Source organism: Roseateles sp. P5_E1, assembly GCF_054049335.1.
The window spans coordinates 166,210-186,414 of the sequence record NZ_JBFUMN010000005.1; the positions used below are offsets into that span (position 1 = coordinate 166,210).

At 68.0% G+C, this 20,205-nt stretch carries 16 protein-coding genes; 8 read left to right on the forward strand and 8 right to left on the reverse strand.

All coding sequences use genetic code 11. The features are described 5' to 3' along the window. Nucleotides 1-11: 11 nt before the first annotated feature. The 3 genes from ACXJKJ_RS07905 (at nt 12) to ACXJKJ_RS07915 (ending at nt 3,770) form a co-directional block, all read left to right on the forward strand. On the forward strand, nt 12-1,121 hold the full coding sequence (locus ACXJKJ_RS07905; protein WP_457389710.1) for a TRAP transporter substrate-binding protein: 1,110 nt from the start codon (nt 12-14) through the stop codon (nt 1,119-1,121). A gap of 116 nt (nt 1,122-1,237) precedes the next feature. Beyond that, nucleotides 1,238-1,906, forward strand: coding sequence for a TRAP transporter small permease subunit (locus ACXJKJ_RS07910; protein WP_457389711.1), 669 nt, complete (start codon nt 1,238-1,240; stop codon nt 1,904-1,906). Beyond that, nucleotides 1,899-3,770: a TRAP transporter large permease subunit gene (locus ACXJKJ_RS07915; protein ID WP_457351214.1), complete on the forward strand. Its 1,872-nt coding sequence runs from the start codon at nt 1,899-1,901 to the stop codon at nt 3,768-3,770. The genes ACXJKJ_RS07910 and ACXJKJ_RS07915 overlap by 8 nt, the downstream gene beginning before the upstream one ends. Before the next feature lie 143 nt (nt 3,771-3,913). Here the strand turns inward: ACXJKJ_RS07915 and ACXJKJ_RS07920 are convergent, their stop codons facing one another. The 4 genes from ACXJKJ_RS07920 to ACXJKJ_RS07935 all read right to left on the reverse strand — a co-directional run bounded on the left by ACXJKJ_RS07920 (nt 3,914) and on the right by ACXJKJ_RS07935 (nt 7,376). After that, complete coding sequence (locus ACXJKJ_RS07920) at nt 3,914-4,828, reverse strand: DMT family transporter (protein ID WP_457389712.1); 915 nt, start codon at nt 4,826-4,828, stop codon at nt 3,914-3,916. Nucleotides 4,829-4,911: 83 nt separating this feature from the next. Next, complete coding sequence (locus ACXJKJ_RS07925) at nt 4,912-5,709, reverse strand: substrate-binding periplasmic protein (RefSeq protein ID WP_056191770.1); 798 nt, start codon at nt 5,707-5,709, stop codon at nt 4,912-4,914. Nucleotides 5,710-5,775: 66 nt separating this feature from the next. Further along, nucleotides 5,776-6,495: a site-2 protease family protein gene (locus tag ACXJKJ_RS07930; RefSeq protein WP_457389713.1), complete on the reverse strand. Its 720-nt coding sequence runs from the start codon at nt 6,493-6,495 to the stop codon at nt 5,776-5,778. Beyond that, on the reverse strand, nt 6,495-7,376 hold the full coding sequence (locus tag ACXJKJ_RS07935) for a DUF2167 domain-containing protein (RefSeq protein ID WP_457389714.1): 882 nt from the start codon (nt 7,374-7,376) through the stop codon (nt 6,495-6,497). Before ACXJKJ_RS07935 ends, ACXJKJ_RS07930 begins: the two co-directional genes overlap by 1 nt. A 115-nt stretch (nt 7,377-7,491) precedes the next feature. Between ACXJKJ_RS07935 and ACXJKJ_RS07940 the strand changes: the two genes are divergently transcribed. Next, nucleotides 7,492-8,001, forward strand: a complete 510-nt coding sequence (locus ACXJKJ_RS07940) for a DUF4440 domain-containing protein (protein ID WP_457389715.1) — start codon at nt 7,492-7,494, stop codon at nt 7,999-8,001. Between the two features lie 21 nt (nt 8,002-8,022). On the opposite strand, the gene ACXJKJ_RS07945 is transcribed toward ACXJKJ_RS07940, so the two are convergent. Then, nucleotides 8,023-11,568: an indolepyruvate ferredoxin oxidoreductase family protein gene (locus ACXJKJ_RS07945; protein ID WP_457389716.1), complete on the reverse strand. Its 3,546-nt coding sequence runs from the start codon at nt 11,566-11,568 to the stop codon at nt 8,023-8,025. A 216-nt stretch (nt 11,569-11,784) separates the two neighbouring features. Between ACXJKJ_RS07945 and ACXJKJ_RS07950 the strand changes: the two genes are divergently transcribed. The 3 genes from ACXJKJ_RS07950 (at nt 11,785) to ACXJKJ_RS07960 (ending at nt 14,220) form a co-directional block, all read left to right on the forward strand. Next, entirely contained in the window at nt 11,785-12,294 is a 510-nt protein-coding gene (locus tag ACXJKJ_RS07950; RefSeq protein WP_056191761.1) for an Lrp/AsnC family transcriptional regulator, read from the forward strand. A gap of 10 nt (nt 12,295-12,304) precedes the next feature. After that, nucleotides 12,305-13,042: a metallophosphoesterase family protein gene (locus ACXJKJ_RS07955; RefSeq protein ID WP_457389717.1), complete on the forward strand. Its 738-nt coding sequence runs from the start codon at nt 12,305-12,307 to the stop codon at nt 13,040-13,042. A gap of 62 nt (nt 13,043-13,104) precedes the next feature. Then, nucleotides 13,105-14,220, forward strand: coding sequence for a diguanylate cyclase (locus tag ACXJKJ_RS07960; RefSeq protein WP_457389718.1), 1,116 nt, complete (start codon nt 13,105-13,107; stop codon nt 14,218-14,220). On the opposite strand, the gene ACXJKJ_RS07965 is transcribed toward ACXJKJ_RS07960, so the two are convergent. From ACXJKJ_RS07965 to ACXJKJ_RS07975, 3 genes are all read right to left on the reverse strand, one after another. Beyond that, entirely contained in the window at nt 14,217-16,808 is a 2,592-nt protein-coding gene (locus ACXJKJ_RS07965) for a hypothetical protein (protein ID WP_457389719.1), read from the reverse strand. The two genes, ACXJKJ_RS07960 and ACXJKJ_RS07965, sit on opposite strands and share 4 nt — an antisense overlap. After that, nucleotides 16,808-17,443, reverse strand: coding sequence for a hypothetical protein (locus tag ACXJKJ_RS07970; protein ID WP_457389720.1), 636 nt, complete (start codon nt 17,441-17,443; stop codon nt 16,808-16,810). The genes ACXJKJ_RS07965 and ACXJKJ_RS07970 overlap by 1 nt, the downstream gene beginning before the upstream one ends. 178 nt (nt 17,444-17,621) lie before the next feature. Beyond that, entirely contained in the window at nt 17,622-19,247 is a 1,626-nt protein-coding gene (locus tag ACXJKJ_RS07975; RefSeq protein WP_457389721.1) for a LuxR C-terminal-related transcriptional regulator, read from the reverse strand. A 63-nt stretch (nt 19,248-19,310) separates the two neighbouring features. On the opposite strand from ACXJKJ_RS07975, the gene ACXJKJ_RS07980 reads away from it, so the two are divergent. Continuing rightward, nucleotides 19,311-20,198, forward strand: a complete 888-nt coding sequence (locus ACXJKJ_RS07980) for an EamA family transporter (RefSeq protein ID WP_457321094.1) — start codon at nt 19,311-19,313, stop codon at nt 20,196-20,198. Nucleotides 20,199-20,205: the final 7 nt, after the last annotated feature.

Consider the following 20,205-nt stretch of genomic DNA (forward strand, 5'->3'; position numbering starts at 1 on the left):
GGAGACAGCCCATGACCCAGAAACCCAGCGCTCGCCGTCGTTTCATCAAGACGGCCGCGGCCACGACGGCCGGGGGCGCCGCCCTGGCAGCCCCCATGATCTCGAAAGCGGAGACCGTCAGCCTGCGCTTCCAGTCGACCTGGCCGGCCAAGGACATCTTCCACGAGTACGCCCAGGACTTCGCCAGGAAGGTCAACGACATGGCCGGCGGCCGCCTGAAGATCGAGGTGCTGCCGTCCAACGCGGTGGTGCCGGCCTTCCAGCTGCTCGAGGCCGTCAACAAGGGCACGCTGGACGGCGGCCACGGCGTGGTGGCCTACCACTACGGCAAGAACTCGGCGCTGGCGCTGTGGGGCTCAGGCCCGGGCTTCGGCATGGATCCGAACATGCTGCTGGCCTGGCACAACTACGGCGGTGGCGAGGCCCTGCTGGAGGAGATCTACAAGTCCATCAGCATGGAAGTGGTGTCTTTCCTGTACGGCCCGATGCCGACCCAGCCCTATGGCTGGTTCAAGAAGCCGGTGGCCAACCTGGACCAGATGAAGGGCGTCAAGTTCCGCACCGTGGGCCTGGCGGTGGACCTCTACACCGAGCAGGGTGCGGCCGTGAACCCGCTGCCGGGCGGCGAGATCGTCGCGGCGCTGGACCGCGGCCTCATCGATGCGGCCGAGTTCAACAACGCCACCAGCGACCGCATCCTCGGCTTCCCCGACGTGGCCAAGAACTGCATGCTGCAGAGCTTCCATCAGAGCACCGAGCAGTTCGAGATCCTGTTCAACAAGGGCAAGTACAACGCGCTGCCGGCCGAACTGAAGAAGATCATCGACTACGCGGTGCAGGCTTCCAGCGCCGACATGAGCTGGAAGGCCATCGACCGCAACTCCAAGGACTACGCCGAGATGAAGAAGGGCGGCGTGGCCTTCTACAAGACGCCGGACGCCATCCTGCGCAACCAGCTCGAATCCTGGGACAAGGTGATCGCCAAGAAGTCGGCCGAGAACCCGCACTTCAAGAAGGTGCTGGACAGCCAGCGTGCCTTCGCCCTGCGTGCCGGCCAATGGCAGAACGACTACCTGGTCGACTTCAAGATGGCCTGGAACCACTACTTCGCCAAGAAATAGGCCCACCCCTACGGCCTGACGGCCGCCCCTCAAGGGGCAAGCCAGGTGGACCGGCAAAGCCGGATCCACCGGCTTCGCTCGGTCGCTGGAAACAGTGTCATTGCTTGAAGGCTCGTATGTCTTTGCAGAAGATTCTTCACACCGTCGACGGCATCAGCACGTGGGTCGGCAAGGCCTCCGCCTGGCTGATCGTCGTGCTGATGCTGATGGTGGTGGCCGAGGTGTTCAAGCGCTACGCGCTGAACATGCCGACGGCCTGGATCTTCGACGCGAGCAACATGCTCTACGGCACGCTGTTCATGATGGGCGGCGCCTACGCGCTGGCCCACGACGGCCATGTGCGCGGCGACTTCCTCTACGGGCGCATGCAGCCGCGCACCCAGGCCTGGCTGGACCTCGTGCTCTACGTCGTCTTCTTCCTGCCCGGCATCGGCGCGCTGACCTGGAGCGGCTGGACCTACTTCGGCGACTCGCTGCGCATCCACGAGACCACCTTCAACGCCACGCCGCTGCCGGTCTACCCCTTCAAGGCCATCATCCCGATCGCCGGCGCGATGGTGATGCTGCAGGGCCTGTCCGAGATCCTGCGCTGCATCGTCTGCATCCGCACGGGGGCGTGGACGCCACGGCTGCGCGACGCCGAGGAGATCGACGTCGTCGAGCAGCAGCTGGCGGCCAGCACGCACGTCGACGCCGACGCGGCCCGCGAGGCGATCGAACGGACCAAGAGCATCGACGAAATCGCGCGCCAGCGCAGCACCACTGGAGGCAACCCGCATGAGTAACGCCGCCCTCGGCCTGACCATGCTCAGCCTCATCGTGGTCGTCATCCTGCTGGGCTTCCCGACGGCCTTCACGCTGATGGGCCTGGGCATGCTGTTCGGCTTCGTCGCCTTCTACGACCCCGGCCAGCCCTGGCTGGACAACCGCATCTTCGACCTGATGGTGCAGCGCGCCTACGGCGCGATGAACAACGACACGCTGCTGTCGATACCGCTGTTTGTGCTGATGGGCTATGTGATGGAGCGCGGCGCGCTGGTGGACAAGATGTTCCACAGCGTGCAGTTGGCCTTCCGCCGCCTGCCCGGCTCGCTGGCCGTCACGACGCTGGTCATCTGCACCTTCTGGGGCATCGCCAGCGGCCTGGTCGGCGCCGTCGTCGTGCTGATGGGCGTTATCGCGATGCGGCCCATGCTGAAGGCCGGCTACGACACGCGCCTGGCCGCGGGCGTCATCACGGCCGGCGGCACGCTGGGCATCCTGATCCCGCCCTCCGTGATGATCATCGTCTACGCGGCCGTGGCTGGGCAGTCGGTCGTCAAGCTCTACGCAGCGGCGATGTTCCCGGGCTTCTTCCTGGCCTTCCTGTACCTGGTCTACGTGATCGGTTGGTGCATGATCAACCCGAAGGTCGCGCCGCAGTTGCCGCCGGAGCAGCAGCGCGCACCGATCTCGCCGGCCATCGCCGCACTGGCCGATCGCTATTCGCCGCGCATGCTGTGGGCACTGCTGAAGGCGGTGCTGTCCCCTTCAGGCGCACCCATGGGCTGGGGCCGGCTGCTGGCCAGCCTGCTTCGCGCTCTGGTACCCGTGTGGCTGGCCCTGGTCTGCCTCGGCACGACCTGGTGGTACGTCACCGACTACACGCAAAAGACCGAGGTCAGTGCGCCCGCGGCGATGCAGAAGCTGGATGCGCCGGCCGCACCCGGCGGGCTGCAGGAGCCGCCGAGCCCATCGGGCGGCCTGGCCGAACCGCCAGGGGCCAGCGGCGGGTTGCAGGAACCGCCCGGTGCCCTGGCCGAACCGGGCGCAGCCAAGCCCGCCGCCGACGAGCCGCTGCAGCGCATGGGTGGCGCAGTCAGCGAAGCACCCCGACCCGAGGCCGTACCGAAGAACTTCTACACGGGCTTCGCCATCGTCTGCGTGCTGACGGCCCTGCTGCTGGCCTGGTACTACTGGCGCTTCGACGCCGAGCAGTACGAGATCCTGACCATGCTGGTGTCGTCGGTGATGCCGCTGGGCATCCTGACGCTGGTGGTGCTGGGCGTCATCCTGTTCGGCATCACCACCGCCACCGAATCAGCCGCAGTGGGTGCGGCAGGTGCCTTCCTGATGGCCTGGCAGGCCGGCTCGCTGACCTTCAAGAAGACCCGCGAGGCGGTGTTCCTGACCGCCAAGACGACGGCCATGGTCTGCTGGCTCTTCGTCGGCTCGGCGTTGTTCTCGGCCGTGTTCGCGCTGCTGGGCGGGCAGGCGCTGGTGGAGCGCTGGGTGCTGTCGATGGACCTGACGCCGCTGCAGTTCATGCTGCTGTCGCAGGCCATCATCTTCGTGCTGGGCTGGCCGCTGGAGTGGACCGAGATCATCGTCATCTTCGTGCCCATCTTCCTGCCGCTGCTGGCGCACTTCCAGATCGACCCGATGCTGTGGGGCGTGCTGGTGTTCGTGAACCTGCAGGCCGCTTTCCTGAGCCCGCCGGTGGCCATGTCGGCCTTCTACCTGAAGGGGGTGAGCCCGCCGCATGTGACGCTGAACCAGATCTTCGCGGGCATGATGCCCTACATGCTCATCGTCATCCTGTGCATGGTGTTCATGTACGTGTGGCCGGAGATGACGCTGTGGCTGCCGGGCTACCTCTACGGAAGGTGATGTCCGCCCCTCGTCCAGTCACGCCGCGCTGAACGCGGGCGTGCCCAGCCGGTCCCCCGAGGGGACGGCGATGCTTGCGGCATTGAGCCGCAAGCACATCGCCTGACGGGCCGGCTCGGGAGCGGCCCAGCGCTCGGCCCAAATCACCGCGGGCGAGTGGTGAGGAAGACTCCCACCAGCACGAGCATGGTCCCGACCGCGATCCAGCCGTTCATTGGCTCGCCGAGGATGAAGTAGCCCATCAGGATGGTGCTCATCGGCCCGACCATGCCGACCTGCGATGACAGCGGTGCGCCAATGCGGGCGATGGCCAGCATCACCATCAGCACCGGCGCCACCGTGCAGGCGGTGGCATTCAGCAGCGACAGCCACATCACCGGCTCGGGCACGATGAAGGCGGAGGCGGGCTTGAGCAACGCGAACTGCGCGATGCACAGCACGCAGGCCACGCTGCTGGCCAGGCCTGCCAACCGCATCGAGCCCAGGCGCTGCACGACCTTGCCGGACAGCGCCAGATAGACGGCATAGCTGACGGCACTGCCGAACACCAGGGCCGCCCCGAGCGCCGTGTCGGACCCCTGGAAGCTGAGTTCATGCGCGAACACCGCCACGACGCCGGCATAGCTGATGGCCAGCGCAATGACCTGCCGCGCTTGCAGCCGGTGGTGGAAGAAGACGACCGACAGCAGCAGCACCAGCGTCGGGTTGAGGTAGAGGATCAGCCGCTCCAGGCTGGCCGTGATGTAGGCCAGGCCGGCAAAGTCGAGGTAGCTCGCCAGGTAGTAGCCGGTGAAGCCGAGCACGCCGATGTCGCGCCAGTCGCGACGCGTCAGCGCCGGCTTGCCGCGCCCGGCCCACCAGGCCATCGCGAGGAAGAACGGCAGGGCCAGCAGCATGCGCCACATCAGCAGCGTGACCGCGTCGACGCCATGGCGGTAGGCCAGCTTGACGATGATGGCCTTGCCCGAGAAGCCGATGGCGCCCAGCACCGCCAGCAGCAGGCCCAGCCACCTGCGGCGGTCAGCGGCGGGCTGGAGCGGCGGCGGGGTCGGCATCATCCTGGCGCATGGTGCGGCCCAGTCTAGGCCGGCGCCGCGCGACGACGGCACTTGACTGGTGAAGCCTCGCTTGCCCGGCAGCCTCAGCGCCCGCAGCGCCCCAGTTCGCGCGGCGGATTTTGCTGACGATAGAGCTCGGCCTGCTGGCGATGCAGCTGCTGCAGTTCGGCTGCGTAGCCGGGCTGCAGCAGATAGTCCCGCACCTGCGCGGCGGCCGACACGCCCGGCGATTGCCGCGATATCTGCAGGTACAGCCCTGCCGCGCCGAGGCCACGCGGCAGCACGCGCACCTCCTGCTCGCAGCCCACGGCGCGCAACAGTTGCTCGCCCGATTCGCGCGCCGTGGCAACCGCATCCAGGCGGCCCAGCAGCAATTTGCGCAGGTTCAGCTCCTCGCTGAGCGCGTTGTCCACCAGGGCATGATGGGCAAGTTGCTGGTCCACCTCCGTTCCCAGGCTGACGCCCAGGCCCACGCCGATGCGAAGGCCGGCGAGATCGGTCCAGCCCTCAAAGCGCAGCGGGTTGTCCCGCCGCACGAAGAGTGCGCCCTCATTGCGTGCCAGCGCCGGCTCCACGACCACGGCGTACCCGCGCCGCTTGGGGGTGTCGAAGGCGCAGACCATCACGTCCACTTCGCCGCGCTCGACCAGGGCCTGGCAGCGGGACCAGGGCCCGACCGGTTCGACGGCAAGCGTCCATCCGGCGGCAGCGAAGGCGCGACGCGCGACCTCGACGCAGACGCCGTGCAGCCGGCCCTGCTGCTCCCAGCTCATCGGCTGGGCGGCCGGATGGGCACAGGCGCGCAGCTGCCGTTCCGCGCTGGCTGGTGACGCCAGCAGGGCGGACAGGCACAAGGCCAGCAGCAGGCGGGTGCGGGTCATGGGGAACTCCGGGCACGGGGTGCGGCTGGATCGTAGTGCGCCCCGAGGCCAACCCGCCTGCTCGTGTCAGCCGCGCACGACGGCCAGCATTTCGTGCACGTCGTGGCACATGACGGCAAGGTAGGCGGCCAGCACGAGGTAGTAGGTCGCGTACTCCCACTTCACGGCCGCGGGCACGGCGTAATAGGTCTGCGCCTCGGGGCTGTCGCTGCGATGCCGCCAGGCCTTGATGAGCTGGGGCCAGGCCAGCAGGGCCATCAGGATCAGCATCGGGCTGGGCCGCCAGAAGAACAGCGCCACGAGCATGGGCGCGCCGAGCAGCCAGATGCGCGGCGACAGCACGGCCGTGATGCGGCCGCCGTCGAAAGGCGAGATCGGGATCAGGTTGAACAGGTTCAGGAAGAAGCCGCTGTAGGACACGGCCAGCAGCCAGTCGGCGCCCCAGCTGCGCGCCATCAGATAGGTGACCGTGGCGCCGACCGTGCCCAGCATCGGCCCGGCCAGGCCGACGAAAGCCTCGGTCTGCGCGTCGTGCGGCATATCCTTCAACTCGACCCAGGCGCCGACGAAGGGGATGAAGGTCGGCGCGCCGACGTTCAGGCCCTTGTAGCGCGCCGCGATGAAGTGGCCCATCTCATGCACGAAGAGCAGCGCGATGAAGCCTGCCGCATAGCGCCAGCCGTAGATCCATGCGTAAACGACGAGCGACACCAGCATGCTGCCGCCGGTGACGAAGAGCTTGCCGAACTTGGCGCCCGTGAACAGCAACGCAAGGAGCTTGAACATCAGGCCGTGGGCTTGTCGCGTTTGAAGAACTTGGTGATGACCGCACCGAAGCCGAGGACCGCGATGAAGATGATCTTCGCGAACTTGGCGACGAAAGCGAACATGACCGCCAGCAAGCCGAGCTTCTTGGCACCCACGCCGACGACGAGGGCCGCTAGGCCGTACTCGGCGACATGGTCGGTGGCCGAATCGAAGTCCTCGTAGCGCTTGCCCTTGTCGAACTCCAGCGCCCCGAGCAAGGCTTTCGCATCGGGCTTCTGGGCCGGCAGGTCCTTCAGGTCGGTGATGAAGTTCAGGCTCAGATAGCCCTCGCGGCCCAACGCATAGGTGTTGTAGTTGACGCCCTGGCCCGCGTCGGCCGGCGCGCCCTTTTCCTTGGAGCTCATCGCCCAGACGAGGCGGTGCTGGGTCGCTTCATAGGCCGGCGGCTCGGCCCAGCCGGTGATCTCGATGGGCGCCACGCCCATCTTCTGGCGCTCGTCGTTGCTGGCCTCGGTGCCTTCCTTGTAGCTGGCCAGCAGGTCATCGGCCTTCCACTCCTTGGCGTCGCCGTCCTTCACGTAGCCGGAGGCGATGTAGCGCAGCGTGGCGAACCATTCGCCGTCGCCCTTGGGGAAGATGAGGCCGGCCAGTTCGGTGTGTTCGCCCGGGTTGCCCATCGCGGTCAGCAGCTTGCCGGCCTGGGGCTGGGGGATGAAGATGCGGCCGGCCGGCAGGTGCAGCGTGGCCTGCCCTGCGATGGCGACGTCGGCCGGGCCTTCCTTGGCCGCGGCCTTGGCCTCGGTCCAGGCAGCGTTCTCGGGTGGGGCGTCGGCGGCCTGTGTGGACAGGCTCAGCAGCAGGCCGACAGCGGCCAGCAGGCCGCGCAGCATCGTCTTCATTGGTTCTCCCTGTTGGAAAGGGCGCAGTCTAGGCACCCCCGGACGCGGCCCCGTTCAGGGATTGCCCCGCGACGGGCAGATTCACAATTCGCACCACAACGCAGGGGGGCTGAACATGGCAATGATCAACAAGATGCGCCGCGTGCTCGCTGCGGCGACATGCCTGTTGCTGATGCTGGCCGGCAGCGGCTGCACGACGAAGCGCACGGTGGTCGTGTCACCGCCGCTGCGTTGCGACCAGCCCGGCAGCAACTGCGCCAACGACCTGATGCAGGCACTGGAAGACTGGAAGGACGCCTACAACAGCCGCGACCCACGACGGCTCCAGCAGCTGTATGCCCCGGGCGCGCTGATCACCGACGACGAATACACGGCCGTGCCGCTGGACGGCGTTGCACTGCCGGTGTTCTTCGAGCAGATGGCGCAACGGCCGACGGCGCGCATGCGCTGGATCGTTGGCAACCTGCAGCTGTTCGGCGACACGGCGGTGCGGTCGGGCCAATACGAGTTCAGCGAGCAGGTCGAAGGCCAGACCAAGACGCGGCCGGCGCGCTACAGCTTTGCCTATCAGCGCATCGACGGTCGCTGGCTGATCGTGCTGCAGCACTCCACGATCAGGCCCTGAACGGCAAAGCGCTGCGCGCGGTCAGAACTTGGCCAGCAGCGCATCCCACTTGGCGCGGGCGGCCTTCTCGTGGCGCTCCTTCACGTGGCCGTAGCCGCGGATGTCTTCCGGCACGCGGGCCAGCTCAACCGCATCGGCCAGCTTCTCGGTCGTCAGGCCGGCCAGCGCCTTGTCGACACCGGCGCGGTAGTCGGCGATCCAGCGGCGCTCCATCTTGCGCTCCGCGGTGTGGCCAAAGATGTCGAAAGCCGTGCCGCGCAGGCCCTTCATCTTGGCCAGCAGGCCGAAGGCGGGGCGAATCCATTGGCCGAACGGCTGCTTGACCAGCTCGCCCTTGTTGTTCTTCTTGGCCAGCAGCGGCGGCGCGAGGTGATGCACCAGCTTGTAGTTGCCCTCGAACATGCCGGCCACCTTCTCGGCAAAGCCCATGTCGGTGTGCAGGCGGGCGACCTCGTACTCGTCCTTGTAGGCCATCAGCTTGAACAGATAGCGCGCGACCGCTTCCGTCAGCTTGGTCGTGCCGCCCAGCTTGGCTTCGGCCGCGCGCACCTTGTCGACGAAGGCCTTGTACTCGGCCGCGTAGGCGGCGTTCTGGTAGCCGGTCAGGAAGTCCACGCGCTTGGTGATGAGCTCGTCGACGCCCTGGCGCTTGACCATCTGGATGACCTGCTGCGCGGCATACAGCGCCTGCACGCTCTTCAGGTCCTGCGCACAGCGACGGCCCCATTCGAAGGCGATCTTGTTGTTGTCGATCTGCACGCCGTTGAGCTCGATGGCGCGCATCAGCGCGTCGTAGCTCAGCGGGATGCGACCCTGCTGCCAGGCATAGCCGAGCATCAGCGGGTTGGTGTAGAGCGAGTCGCCCACCAGCTTGACGGCCACTTCCTCGGCGTCGAAGGAGCCGAGGTGATCGCGGCCCACCGCATTGCCGACGGCCTGCTCGCAGGCGGCGCCGGGGAAGCTCCAGTTGGCGTCATTGACCAGCGTCGCCGTCGGCGAGCCATGCGTGTTCAACGCCACATAGGTCCGGCCCTCGCGCATGACGGCCAGCGTGGCCTTGTTGGCAGCGACGATGGCGTCGCAGGCGATGACGAGGTCGGCCTCGGCGGTGCCGACCTTGGTACAGAAGATCGCTTCCGGGCTGTTGGCGATCTGGATGTGACTCCAGGTCGCGCCGCCCTTCTGCGCCAGACCCGCGGCGTCCTGCGTGATGACGCCCTTGCCTTCCAGGTGGGCCGCCATGCCCAGCAACTGGCCGATGGTGATGACACCGGTGCCGCCGACACCGCCGACGACGATGCCCCAGGCCTTCTCGGGGTTGGGCACGATGGGCATGGGCAGCGGTGCCAGCGCGGCGTCGAAGGGGCTCTTGCGCGCTTCCTTCTTGGGCTTCTTCAGCTCGCCGCCTTCCACCGTGACGAAGCTCGGGCAGAAGCCCTTCACGCAGGAGTAGTCCTTGTTGCAGGTGTTCTGGTTGATCTGGCGCTTGCGGCCGAAGTCGGTCTCGACCGGCTCAATGCTCAGACAGTTGGACTGCACGGAGCAGTCGCCGCAGCCCTCGCAGACCAGCTCGTTGATGACGACGCGCTTGGCCGGGTCCACCAGCTTGCCTCGCTTGCGGCGGCGGCGCTTCTCGGTGGCGCAAGTCTGGTCATAGATGATGACCGTGGTGCCTTCGAGCTCGCGGAACTGGCGCTGGATCTCGTCCAGCTCGTCGCGGTGATGCACGGTGACGCCCGGCGCCAGGGCCACGCCTTCGTACTTCTCGGGCTCGTCGGTGACGATGACCAGCTTCTTCACCCCTTCCGAGATCACGCTGTTCATGATCTGGATGACGGTGTGGCCCTCGGGCCGCTCGCCGACCTGCTGGCCGCCGGTCATCGCGACCGCGTCGTTATAGAGGATCTTGTAGGTGATGTTGACACCTGCGGCGATGCTCTGGCGGATGGCCAGGCTGCCGCTGTGGAAGTAGGTGCCGTCGCCCAGGTTGGAGAAGATGTGCTTCTCGTCGGTGAACGGCGCCTGGCCGACCCAGGGCACGCCTTCGCCGCCCATCTGCGTGAAGGTGGCCGTGTTGCGGCCGGGCATCCACGTGACCATGTAGTGGCAGCCGATGCCGCCCACCGCACGCGAGCCGTCGGGCACGCGGGTGCTGGTGTTGTGCGGGCAGCCGGAGCAGAACCAGGGCGTGCGGTCGGCGCCGCCGGCGGTCTTTTCCTCGGCCTTCAACGAGTTTTCCTTGGCGTCGATGATGGCCAGACGCGCGTCCAGGCGGGCCGCGATGTCGCTGTCCACGCCGATCTTCTTCAGGCGTTTGGCAATGGCGCGGGCAATGATGGCCGGCGTCAGGTCGGCCTGCGGGCGCAGCAGCCAGTGCTCGCTCGGGTTGGGCACGCTCCACTCGCCGCCCTCGCCGCCGTCACCGGCGTCGAACTTGCCGAGCACATTGGGGCGCACGTCGGCACGCCAGTTGTAGAGCTCTTCCTTGACCTGGTATTCGATGATCTGGCGCTTCTCTTCGACGACCAGGATCTCCTGCAGGCCCTTGGCGAAGTCACGCGTGATCTGCGCTTCCAGCGGCCACACGACGTTGACCTTGTGCAGGCGGATGCCGATGCGCCGGCAGGTGTCGTCGTCCAGGCCCAGGTCGTGCAGCGCCTGGCGGGTGTCGTTGAAGGCCTTGCCGCTGGTGATGAGGCCGAAGCGGTCGTTGGCACCCTCGATGACGTTGTAGTTCAGCTTGTTCGCGCGGATGTAGGCCAGCGCTGCGTACCACTTGTAATTCATCATCCGCGACTCTTGTTCGAGCGGCGGGTCCGGCCAGCGGATGTGCAGGCCACCGGCCGGCATCTGGAAGTCTTCCGGCAGGATGATGTTGACGCGATCCGGGTCGACGCTGACCGAGGCCGAGGATTCGACGATCTCCTGGATCGTCTTCATGCCCGCCCAAACGCCCGAGAAGCGGCTCATCGCAAAGGCGTGCAGGCCCATGTCCAGGATGTCCTGCACGCTGCTCGGGAAGAAGGTCGGGAAGCCGACCGCCTTGAAGACGTGGTCGCTCTGGTGTGCGGCCGTCGAGCTCTTGGCGATGTGGTCGTCACCCGCGATGGCGATGACGCCGCCGTGCTTGCTCGTGCCGGCCATGTTGGCGTGCTTGAACACGTCGATGCAGCGGTCCACGCCCGGGCCCTTGCCGTACCAGAGGCCGAAGACGCCGTCGAACTTGGCTTTCTCGGGGAAGAGGTCGAGCTGCTGGGTGCCCCAGACGGCCGTCGCGCCGAGTTCCTCGTTGACGCCGGGCTGGAAGACGATGTTCTGCTTGGCCAGATGCTTCTTGGCCGCCATCAGCGCCTGGTCGTACGTGCCCAGCGGCGAGCCGCGGTAGCCGCTGATGAAACCTGCCGTGTTCAGCCCGGCGATCGCATCGCGCGTGCGCTGCAGCATCGGCAGCCGCACCAGGGCCTGCACGCCGCTCATGAAGGCACGGCCGCTATCAAGCGCGTATTTGTCGTCGAGGGAGACAGTCTGCAGCGCGCGCAGGATGTGTTCGGGCAGCGGGGCGTTCATCAGTGGGAGCTCCTGAATGGCGACCCGAGAGGCCAGCCCTTGTGAGGCAGGCGCGCGGGCCATGGGCCAGTATGGCCGGACCGATCAGTGTAGGGAAATGGGGGCGAGCAGTGCTTTCTCAATTGCGCTCGAAACCAGCCACCCTGGCAATCTTCTTGCTCAGATCTGCCAAATTCGCTTCCAATTGCATCGCCACTTCGCCGATCAGGGCAAACCATGAGTTCTCAAGTCGTCGATTCCAGCGCCACTCCCGAAGCCCTCGACCGCCACCACATCGCCATCCTGGCCGAGTTGCAGGCCGATGCTCGCCTGTCCAACGCCGAACTGGCCCAGCGCATCGGCCTGTCGGCCGCGCCGACCTGGCGGCGCGTCAAGTGGCTGGAGGACCAGGGCTACATCACCGGCTACCGCGCCGAGATCGACCGCCGCAAGCTGGGCCTGGGCGTGCTGGCCTTTGTGCGCGTGGACGCCGAGCGCAGCGCGGGCGCCGCCACCAAGCCGCTGGAAGACGCCATCCGCCAGCTGCCCGAGGTCATCGCCTGCCACTACATCTCGGGCGCCGGCACCTTCGAGTTGCAGGTCATGGCGACCGACCTGGACGCCTTCTCGCGCTTTTCCATCGACACGCTGCTGAACTTGCCCAACGTGAAAGACATCCACACCAGCTTCTCGCTTGGTGAGGTCAAGGCCAGCGGCGTGTTGCCTCTCGGTCACTTGGGCGGCTAGTCTCGAGACCATGCGCATCGCCCTCGTCTCAGACATCCATGGCAATCTGCCAGCCCTTGAAGCTGTTGCCGCCGACATCCGCCGCCGCGGCGCCGACCAAGTGCTGTGCCTGGGCGACAACCTCTCCGGCCCGCTGCTGCCGCGCGAGACGGCGCAGTTCCTGATGGCCTCGGGCTGGCCCATCCTGGCCGGCAACCACGAACGCCAGATCCTCGAATGGCAGCCCGACGCCGGTGGCGCCTCCGACGGCTATGCGCTGTCCACGCTCGGCACGCCGGAGCTCTACTGGCTGCGCAGCCTGCAGCCGATGTGGCAATGGGCGCCGGACATCTTCCTGTGCCACGGCACGCCACGCAGTGACTGCGAGCACTTCCTGGAAACCCCGCGCGGCGGCGTACTCGGCCTGGCCACGGCCGCCGAGATCGCCGAGCGCCTGGGCGATCAACGCAGCGCACTCATCGCCTGCGGCCACAGCCATCTGCCGCGCTTTCTGCGCAATGCCGCCGGCCAGGTCCTCGTCAACCCCGGCAGCGTCGGCCTGCAGGCCTATGTGGACGATGAGCCGGAGCGCTATGTCGTCGAGCGCGGCACGCCCGACGCGACCTACGCCATCGTCGAGAAGCTCGACGGCGCCTGGCACTGTGCCCAGCACGCGGTGCCCTATGACCACGGCGCGATGGCCACATTGGCCGCGCGCAACGGCCGGCCCGACTGGGCGCAAGCGTTGCAGACCGGCTACGTGGGCTGAAGGCTCGAACAAGGACGCAGGCGGACAGTGCCCCGGCGCCGCTGGCGCGGTAGGCTAGCGCCATGGCGGCGTCGTACCTCCGTCGGCTCGGCGACCTGTGGCTGGGCAGCGAACCAGCCCAGCGCCTGCGGCTGCGCCAGACCTCGCTCGCGATGGCGCTGATGGGCATCAGCGCCGTGATGCTGTGTTACGCCATCAAGGTCAACGGCGGCGAGTTCGGGCCGGTGCTGTGGGGCTGGGCGGCCTATTCCCTGGGCGGCATGGCGCTGATCTATGCCGCCATCCGCAGCGGCTGGTCGCGGCGCTTCACCGACCCCTCGCTGACCAGCGTACAGATCGGCTTCGCGATCAGCTGCGCGGCCCTGGGCTATGCGCAGGCCGGGCTGCTGCGCGGCGGCGCCTTCCCGGTGCTGACGCTGATCCTGATGTTCGGCATGTTCCAGCTGCGCGCGCGCAGCGCCTATGTGCTGAGCTTCTTTGCACTCGCGCTGTTCGCCATGGTCATGGGCACCATGGCCTGGCTCCAGCCAGCGACCTACCCACCCGAAGTCGAGTTCGGCCACTTCGTCATGCTGGCCTGCATGCTGCCCGCCGTGGCCGTGCTGACGGCGCGGCTGAGCCGCATCCGCCGCCGGCTTTCCGAGCAGCGCGAGGAGCTGGCCCGGGCGCTGGCCCAGCTGCAGGCCATCGCCACGCGTGACGAGTTGACCGGCCTGCCCAACCGCCGCCAGGTGCAGGCGCTGATGGACCAGGAGCTGTTGCGATCGCTTCGCCACCCCCACGACTTCTGCATCGCCCTCGTCGATCTGGACCACTTCAAGCGCGTCAATGATGAGCACGGCCATGCGGCCGGCGATGCCGTGCTGCGCGCCTTCGCCCAGGGCGGCCAGACCGCCATGCGCGGCACCGACGTGCTGGCGCGCTGGGGCGGCGAGGAGTTCCTCGTGCTGCTGCCCGACACCGCCATGCCGCCGGCCGTGGCCGGCATGGAGAGGTTGCGCCAACAGACCGCCGCCTTGCGCATCGACATTGGTGACGACAAGCAGGTGGCGATCACCGTCTCCATCGGCCTGACCGGGCACCGCCGCGGCGACACCCTGGCCCAGACCCTGGAGCGCGCCGACCGCCTGCTCTACAAGGCCAAGGCGGAAGGGCGCAACCGCACCTGCATCGACTAGCGGTCGGAGTGCCGCAGATGCTCGCAGCGGCCCATGCGGGCACCCTGCTTCACTTCGTCGACGAACTCGCTCGGGAAACCGACCTCGGTCGAGTTGCCATGCTTGCAGACGAAGGCCTTCTTCAGGTCGACATACCAGCTCATCGGGTAGCCCGGGATGCCGCCGACGATCTCGTTGCCGGCCGCGTTCATCGACGCCGGGCCGTCCAGGCCGTAGCGATAGGCCTCGGCCACGCCCTGGGTGCGGAAGAAGTCGCTGAGCTGGATCCAGCCGATGTCCTCCAGCCACAGCACGCCGCGCAGGCCGCTGAACCAGACACCGGCCGAGCCGATCATCATCTTGCCGTCGTCGCTGATGTCGGCCACCTGCACGGGGATGGCGCCGAACTGCTGCTGGATGGCTGCGGCGCCCTCGCTCTCGCAGGTCACGTCCAGGCCCAGCAGCGGCATGTCCACACACCACTGCATCTGCCTGAACTTCGTGAAGGCGCTGGCCTTGCTGCCCTTGTTGGCATTCCAGAACACGACGCCGTCGCGCTCCGTGTTCAGCGCCACGCGGCCAGCGTCGGGCGTCATCGCATAGCCGTCGATGGCACCGACGGCCTTGTAGAGGTCGATCGGCTTGCCCTCGTCAATCCAGGCATAGGCCTTCATGAAGTTGCTGTTGCCCAGCACCACGCGGCCATCGGACGACACCGCATGCGCCCGGTGCCAGGGCTCGGCGCTCAGGTCCACGCCGTCCAGGCTCAGCGCCCGCATGCCACGGCCCGCCGTCCAGATGAAGGGGATGACYTCGCCGCCGATGGYGGCGTCGCCGGACCAGCCACCTTCGCAGCTGCCATCGCCATTGCGGTCCACATAGGCCGTGCCGACGGCCGTGCGGCCGGTCGAATCGAGCGCCCAGCCGTAGCTGCTGCTGACGCCGATCTGGCTGCTGCCGCCGCAGCGGTCGCGGTTGAGGTTGCCCAGGTCGGTCAGGCCGCCGGTGCGGGTGTCCCAGATCGTGGCCGAGTTGGTCTTCACCGGCTGGCCTTCGCCATCGGTGCCGATGACGTTGCCGTTGAGGTCGGCCTGCACGATGAGCTTGCGGCCGTCGCGCGTGATGCTGGTGTTGACGCCCGCAACACCGTCCGGCGCCCATTCAACACCGCTGCGCGAGTCCCAGACGAAGGGCTTGTTGTCGATCCAGCCCGCCGCGCGCTCACCGTCCTTGGACATGCTGCCCAGGAAGCCGTAGACGATGGGCGTGTACTGCACGCCGTCCTTGTAGCCATTGAAGTAGAAGTTGGCCGTCTTGGTGACACCCGCCTCGGCCGTGATCGCGCTGGCCGTGCAGGCGCGGTCGTTGGCCGCGTTGGACTGCTCGTTGCTGTTCCAGTACTCGGCCTCGGAGACCAGGGCGGTCGGCGTCGTCGGATAGCCGCCAGCGACGATCTCCTCCAGGTAGAGCACGTACTTCTGCCCGGGCTTCAGGTTGTTGATGCGAAAGCGCCCGTCGGGGCCGACCAGGCCCTGCGTCTTGTCGCCGCTCATCGCCGAGATCGCGTCGCCGAGCGGGTCGGCAACGTTGCGGGCGACGATATTGATGCCGCCATAGGGCGTGCGGCCATCCTTCAGGAACAGCGTGCCAGCCACCGAGCCGCGCGTCTTCAGGTAGGTTGCGCTCGGGTAGAGGTCGGAGATGCCCGCCATGTCGTCGCTGCGGTCCACCGTACTTTGCTCGTAACCGGCGTTGCGGCCGTTGGCATCGGGGAAGGTCGGGTCGATGAAGGGGAACATCGTCTCGATGTACTTCGGGTCGATCTTTTTCGCCGCCGGATCGTCGTCGCGCCAGGAATGCAGGGCCGGCACGCAGCCGGGCACGCCCGGGAAAGCCTCGTAGTAGTAGGGGTGGCTGAAATAGGCCATGGTGCCGTTGACCTGCGAGTGCGACAGGTTGATGGCGTGGCCGAACTCGTGCGTGAACACGCCGGCGATGCGCTTGCCGTCGATGTCGGGCGGCGGCATCCAGGGCTGGTCTGGGTCCAACGGCTCATGCGGCACGACATAGCCGTTCATGACGGCCGTGGCCTTGACGATGGTCTCGGGGTAGCCGTCGCCGTCGCGGTCCTCGGCGATCTCGGCGAAGGCGATGCCCAGCACCTGGTCCTTGGGCACGCCGAAATACTCCTCGATGACCTGGCCGCGCTGGTCGTAGATGACGTAGATGCCGCCCTCCAGCGCCTGGCCATAGACGCGCTTGGCGGTCTCGCCGTCCTTCACGTCCACGCCGACGCCCGCGAGCTGGCTGAACTTCTTGAACTTGGCCGGGTCGGTGACGGCTTTCCAGGTCGAGGTCGGCACATCGCTCCACTGCTTCAGCGCGAAGGCGGTGATCTTGTCGGCCTGAGTGTTGCTGAGGAACTCCGTGCCGTTGTCGCGGTGGGTCAGCGGACCGATGTCGGTGTAGACCTGGATGGGCTTGCTCGTGTCCCAGCGCAGCGGCTGCGGGTTGCGCGGGTGCTCGGTCAGCAGCAGCGGGCCGGCGGCCTGGGCCAGGGAAGCCGCCGCGAACAGCGCGGCCAGCGGGAATTTGAGGAAGGCGTTCATCAGCGCATCACTCCCTTGGCGATCCAGTCTTCGCGCACCGCGCGCTTGACCAATTGGTTCAGCACGCCACCGTCGACGGCGCCGCTGTTGCGGGCCAGCATCTCAGCCTCCAGCGGGCTCAGCACGGCCGGGTCCACGCTCATGCCCTGGAACAGGCCGCGGTTGTCGAAGGCATTGGCCAGCTTCGGCCCGCTGCCGGTCAGCTTGCCCTGGGCCAGGCCCACCGGGCTGGTCAGGCCTGTGCGGACCGAGGGCTTGTTCATGAAGACGGTCACCTTCTCGCCGACCGTCCAGCCCGGCAGGCCCTCGATGCGTGTGGCCAGCAGGTATTTGCCATCGGCCATGCGGCGGTTCTTCAGCAGGCCGTACTGGCGGAAGCGGTAGCTGCTGTCCGTCGCCAGCTCACGCTTGACGCTGCCCTTGACCTTGAGCGTCACTTCCGTGAACGGCACGCCGCGGTCGATGCCGTCACTGACCTTGGCGACATCGCCACTGACGATGACGTCGGCGGCCGCGATCATCTGCTTGAGGTTCTGGTGCACCAGTTGGGTGGCGTGTGCGGCTGGCGCCAGCAAGGCGGCCAGGCCGCCCAGCAGGGCCAGGCGCCGCAGCGCGGAAAGGGGTTCTCGGTTCATGGCGAAAAGCGGTTGGGTTTGCGGGCGGACAGCGCTCCGCCAACCCAGGGCCCGCGCTCATGCCGCCAGCCCGGGCTCGTGGTCGTCTTGTCCGGGGTGAGGGCACTGTGCGGCCGCCTCCCGACCCCGCCCATCCCCCGCGGCGGGGGACCCGCGAGCGCGGGGAGGAAAAACCCGGTCAGCCCGCCACGCCGATGACTCCCAGCGCCCGCGCTCGCGTCACCGCGTGCTTGCGCGAGCCGGCCTCCAGCTTGGCGTAGATCTTCTTCAGATGCGACTTGACCGTCTCGTCGCTGACCGCCAGCGCCGTGGCGATTTCCTTGTTGGCGTAGCCGCGCGCCACCAGCACCAGCACCTCGCGCTCCTTGGGGCTGAGCAGGCGCTCGGCGGCCGTTGCGCCCGCGCCCTGCGGCACGGCGCCGCGGCGCAGCGCCGCCGGCGTCTGGCTGAGCCGCATGCGCTCGGTCTCGCCGTCCTTCAGCGCCAGGGCCTGGCGGGCATGGCCATAGGCCCGGCCCATGTCGCCGGCCGCGGCCCAGTCCTCGGCCAGGGCTACGTGCAGGGAGGCCGGCGCCTTCCAGCCGACGATCTTCAGCCCCTCGGCCAGCGTCGCCTCGCCGTGGTGCAGCGTCGCGTTTGGCAACACCAGGCCGGGCGGCGGCGCCAGGTGCGGGTACCGGCGGTGGATCTCGGTCAGCGCCTCCTGCACGCCGACGACCAGCGCGTTGAAGCCATGGCGTGCGATCAGCTGCTCCGCTTCATCCAGCGCAGCCTGCGCCGCGTCCACCTGGCCTGCCGCCGACAGCGCCCGCGCCAGGCCCAGCAGGTTGACCGTCAGGTTGTCCGTAGAGCGCACCGCGCGGTACATCGCGATCGCCTCGGTCATGGGGCCGACCGCCTCGACGCCGCGGCCCAGGGCCAGCAGCGTCTGGGCCAGTTCGGCACAGGCGTTGGCCTTGTTGATGCCAGGCGGCACGCCCGCCAGCGAGGCCAGCGCGTCGCCCAGCAGCACGAGCGCTTCATCGAGGCGGCCGATCTCCTTCAGCAGCGCGCCCAGCCGCGTCTCGCAGGCGCCGATCAAGGCCGGCCAACCGGCCGCGCGCGATTCCAGCGTCGCCTGGTCGTAGCAGGCAGCTGCGCGGTCAAACTCGCCCAGGCCCTGCAGGGCCGTACCGGCATTGATGGTGCAGACCAGGGCGTGCCGCAGCAGGCCCCAGTGGCGGGCCGCATCGGCCGCACGCAGGAAGAGCGCCGCTGCGCGCGCCGGGTCGCGGCGGGACAGCGGCAGTGCCAGCGCAGCGTCGGCAAAGGCAGCCGCAGCGGGCTCGGCCGCGGGTGCGTCCGCATCGGCTGGCGTCGCGAAGGACTGCTCGTAGGCCAGCCAGGCGCGGGCGATGGCCTGGCGGCGCGGGTCAGGCCCGCGTGCGTGGCAGGCCGCAGCACGGGCATAGGCGCCCAGCTCGCGCTCGCGCTGGCCGCGCGCCTTGGCGACGACGGCCTCGGCCAGCAAGGCATCACCCTCCAGCGTGGCCCCGCCGCCGCTGCGCCGAGCCTGCGCCAGCTGCGTTTCGGCCTCGTCGAGCCGCCCCTGCAGGGCGGCGATCTCGCAACGCGAGAGCGCCAGCCGGGCCTGCAATGAAGGCGTGAGACCCGCCATGGCCAGAACCTGCTCACACAGGGCCAGCGCGCGGCGGCTGTCGCGCTGGCGCAGCTGCCAGGCCAACTCGGCCAGCGCTGCCGCCTCGCCGCCCTGCGCGGCCGCTTCAAGGCCGGCCAGCGCCGTGGCGGGAACGAGGAAATCCATGGCAAAAATTGTAGAAGTGCCTCCGCCTAGACTGCCTCCATGTCATCCCCCTCCGCACAGACCCTGCCGCTGCGCCATTTCCTGCTCGCACTGGCGGTCGTGGCGATCTGGGGCAGCAATTTCGTCGTCATCAAATACGCCCTGCACACGCTGCCGCCGATGACGCTGGCCGTGCTGCGCTTCAGCTTCGCCCTGGTGCCGGCCTGCTTCTTCCTGCGCCGGCCGCAGGTGGGCTGGGGCAATCTGGCGGGCTACGGCATCCTCATCGGCGTGGGCCAGTTCGGCCTGCTGTATCTCGCCATGCGCAGCCAGATCTCGCCGGGGCTGGCCTCGCTGGTCGTGCAGACCCAGGTGTTCTTCACGCTGCTGCTGGCGGTGCGCATCCGCAAGGAGAAGGTGCTGGGCGCGCAATGGCTGGGGCTGGTGCTGGCAGCCAGCGGCATTGTTGTCATCGCCTCGCACACCGACGGCACCACCACGGCGGTGGGCATCGCCATGGTGCTGGCGGCCGCCTTCTCGTGGGCCTGCGCCAATTTGCTGACGCAGCGCGCCGGCCGCATCGACATGCTCGCCTACGTCGTCTGGAGCAGCGCCTTCGCGGTGCCGCCGCTGCTGCTGCTGGCGCTGCTGATCGACGGGCCGCAGCAGATGGCCGCGGGCCTGGCGGCGTCGGACCTCGGCACCTGGACGGCGGTGCTGTGGCAGTCGGTCGGCAACACGCTGTTCGGCTATGGTGTCTGGAGCTGGCTGCTGGCCCGCCATCCGGCCGGGCGCATCGTGCCCATGGCGCTGCTGGTACCGGTGTTCGGCATGGGTTCGGCTGCGGTGCTGCTGGGCGAGCCGCTGCCGGCCTGGAAGCTCATCGCGGCAGCCCTGGTGCTGGCCGGTCTGGCAATCAACCTGTTCGGACCGCGGCTTTTGGCGGCCAGGGCCAAGGCCGTTGAGGAATAAGCTGGGC

What these genes read in the sequence shown, in the direction of transcription:
- ACXJKJ_RS07920 (WP_457389712.1), bottom strand. Translation starts at nt 4,828, where the DNA reads ATGATGCCGACCCCGCCGCCGCTCCAGCCCGCCGCTGACCGCCGCAGG.
- ACXJKJ_RS07970 (WP_457389720.1), bottom strand. Translation starts at nt 17,443, where the DNA reads ATGAACCGAGAACCCCTTTCCGCGCTGCGGCGCCTGGCCCTGCTGGGC.
- ACXJKJ_RS07960 (WP_457389718.1), top strand. Translation starts at nt 13,105, where the DNA reads ATGGCGGCGTCGTACCTCCGTCGGCTCGGCGACCTGTGGCTGGGCAGC.
- ACXJKJ_RS07935 (WP_457389714.1), bottom strand. Translation starts at nt 7,376, where the DNA reads ATGAAGACGATGCTGCGCGGCCTGCTGGCCGCTGTCGGCCTGCTGCTG.
- ACXJKJ_RS07945 (WP_457389716.1), bottom strand. Translation starts at nt 11,568, where the DNA reads ATGAACGCCCCGCTGCCCGAACACATCCTGCGCGCGCTGCAGACTGTC.
- ACXJKJ_RS07905 (WP_457389710.1), top strand. Translation starts at nt 12, where the DNA reads ATGACCCAGAAACCCAGCGCTCGCCGTCGTTTCATCAAGACGGCCGCG.
- ACXJKJ_RS07950 (WP_056191761.1), top strand. Translation starts at nt 11,785, where the DNA reads ATGAGTTCTCAAGTCGTCGATTCCAGCGCCACTCCCGAAGCCCTCGAC.
- ACXJKJ_RS07910 (WP_457389711.1), top strand. Translation starts at nt 1,238, where the DNA reads ATGTCTTTGCAGAAGATTCTTCACACCGTCGACGGCATCAGCACGTGG.
- ACXJKJ_RS07915 (WP_457351214.1), top strand. Translation starts at nt 1,899, where the DNA reads ATGAGTAACGCCGCCCTCGGCCTGACCATGCTCAGCCTCATCGTGGTC.
- ACXJKJ_RS07955 (WP_457389717.1), top strand. Translation starts at nt 12,305, where the DNA reads ATGCGCATCGCCCTCGTCTCAGACATCCATGGCAATCTGCCAGCCCTT.
- ACXJKJ_RS07975 (WP_457389721.1), bottom strand. Translation starts at nt 19,247, where the DNA reads ATGGATTTCCTCGTTCCCGCCACGGCGCTGGCCGGCCTTGAAGCGGCC.
- ACXJKJ_RS07940 (WP_457389715.1), top strand. Translation starts at nt 7,492, where the DNA reads ATGGCAATGATCAACAAGATGCGCCGCGTGCTCGCTGCGGCGACATGC.
- ACXJKJ_RS07925 (WP_056191770.1), bottom strand. Translation starts at nt 5,709, where the DNA reads ATGACCCGCACCCGCCTGCTGCTGGCCTTGTGCCTGTCCGCCCTGCTG.
- ACXJKJ_RS07930 (WP_457389713.1), bottom strand. Translation starts at nt 6,495, where the DNA reads ATGTTCAAGCTCCTTGCGTTGCTGTTCACGGGCGCCAAGTTCGGCAAG.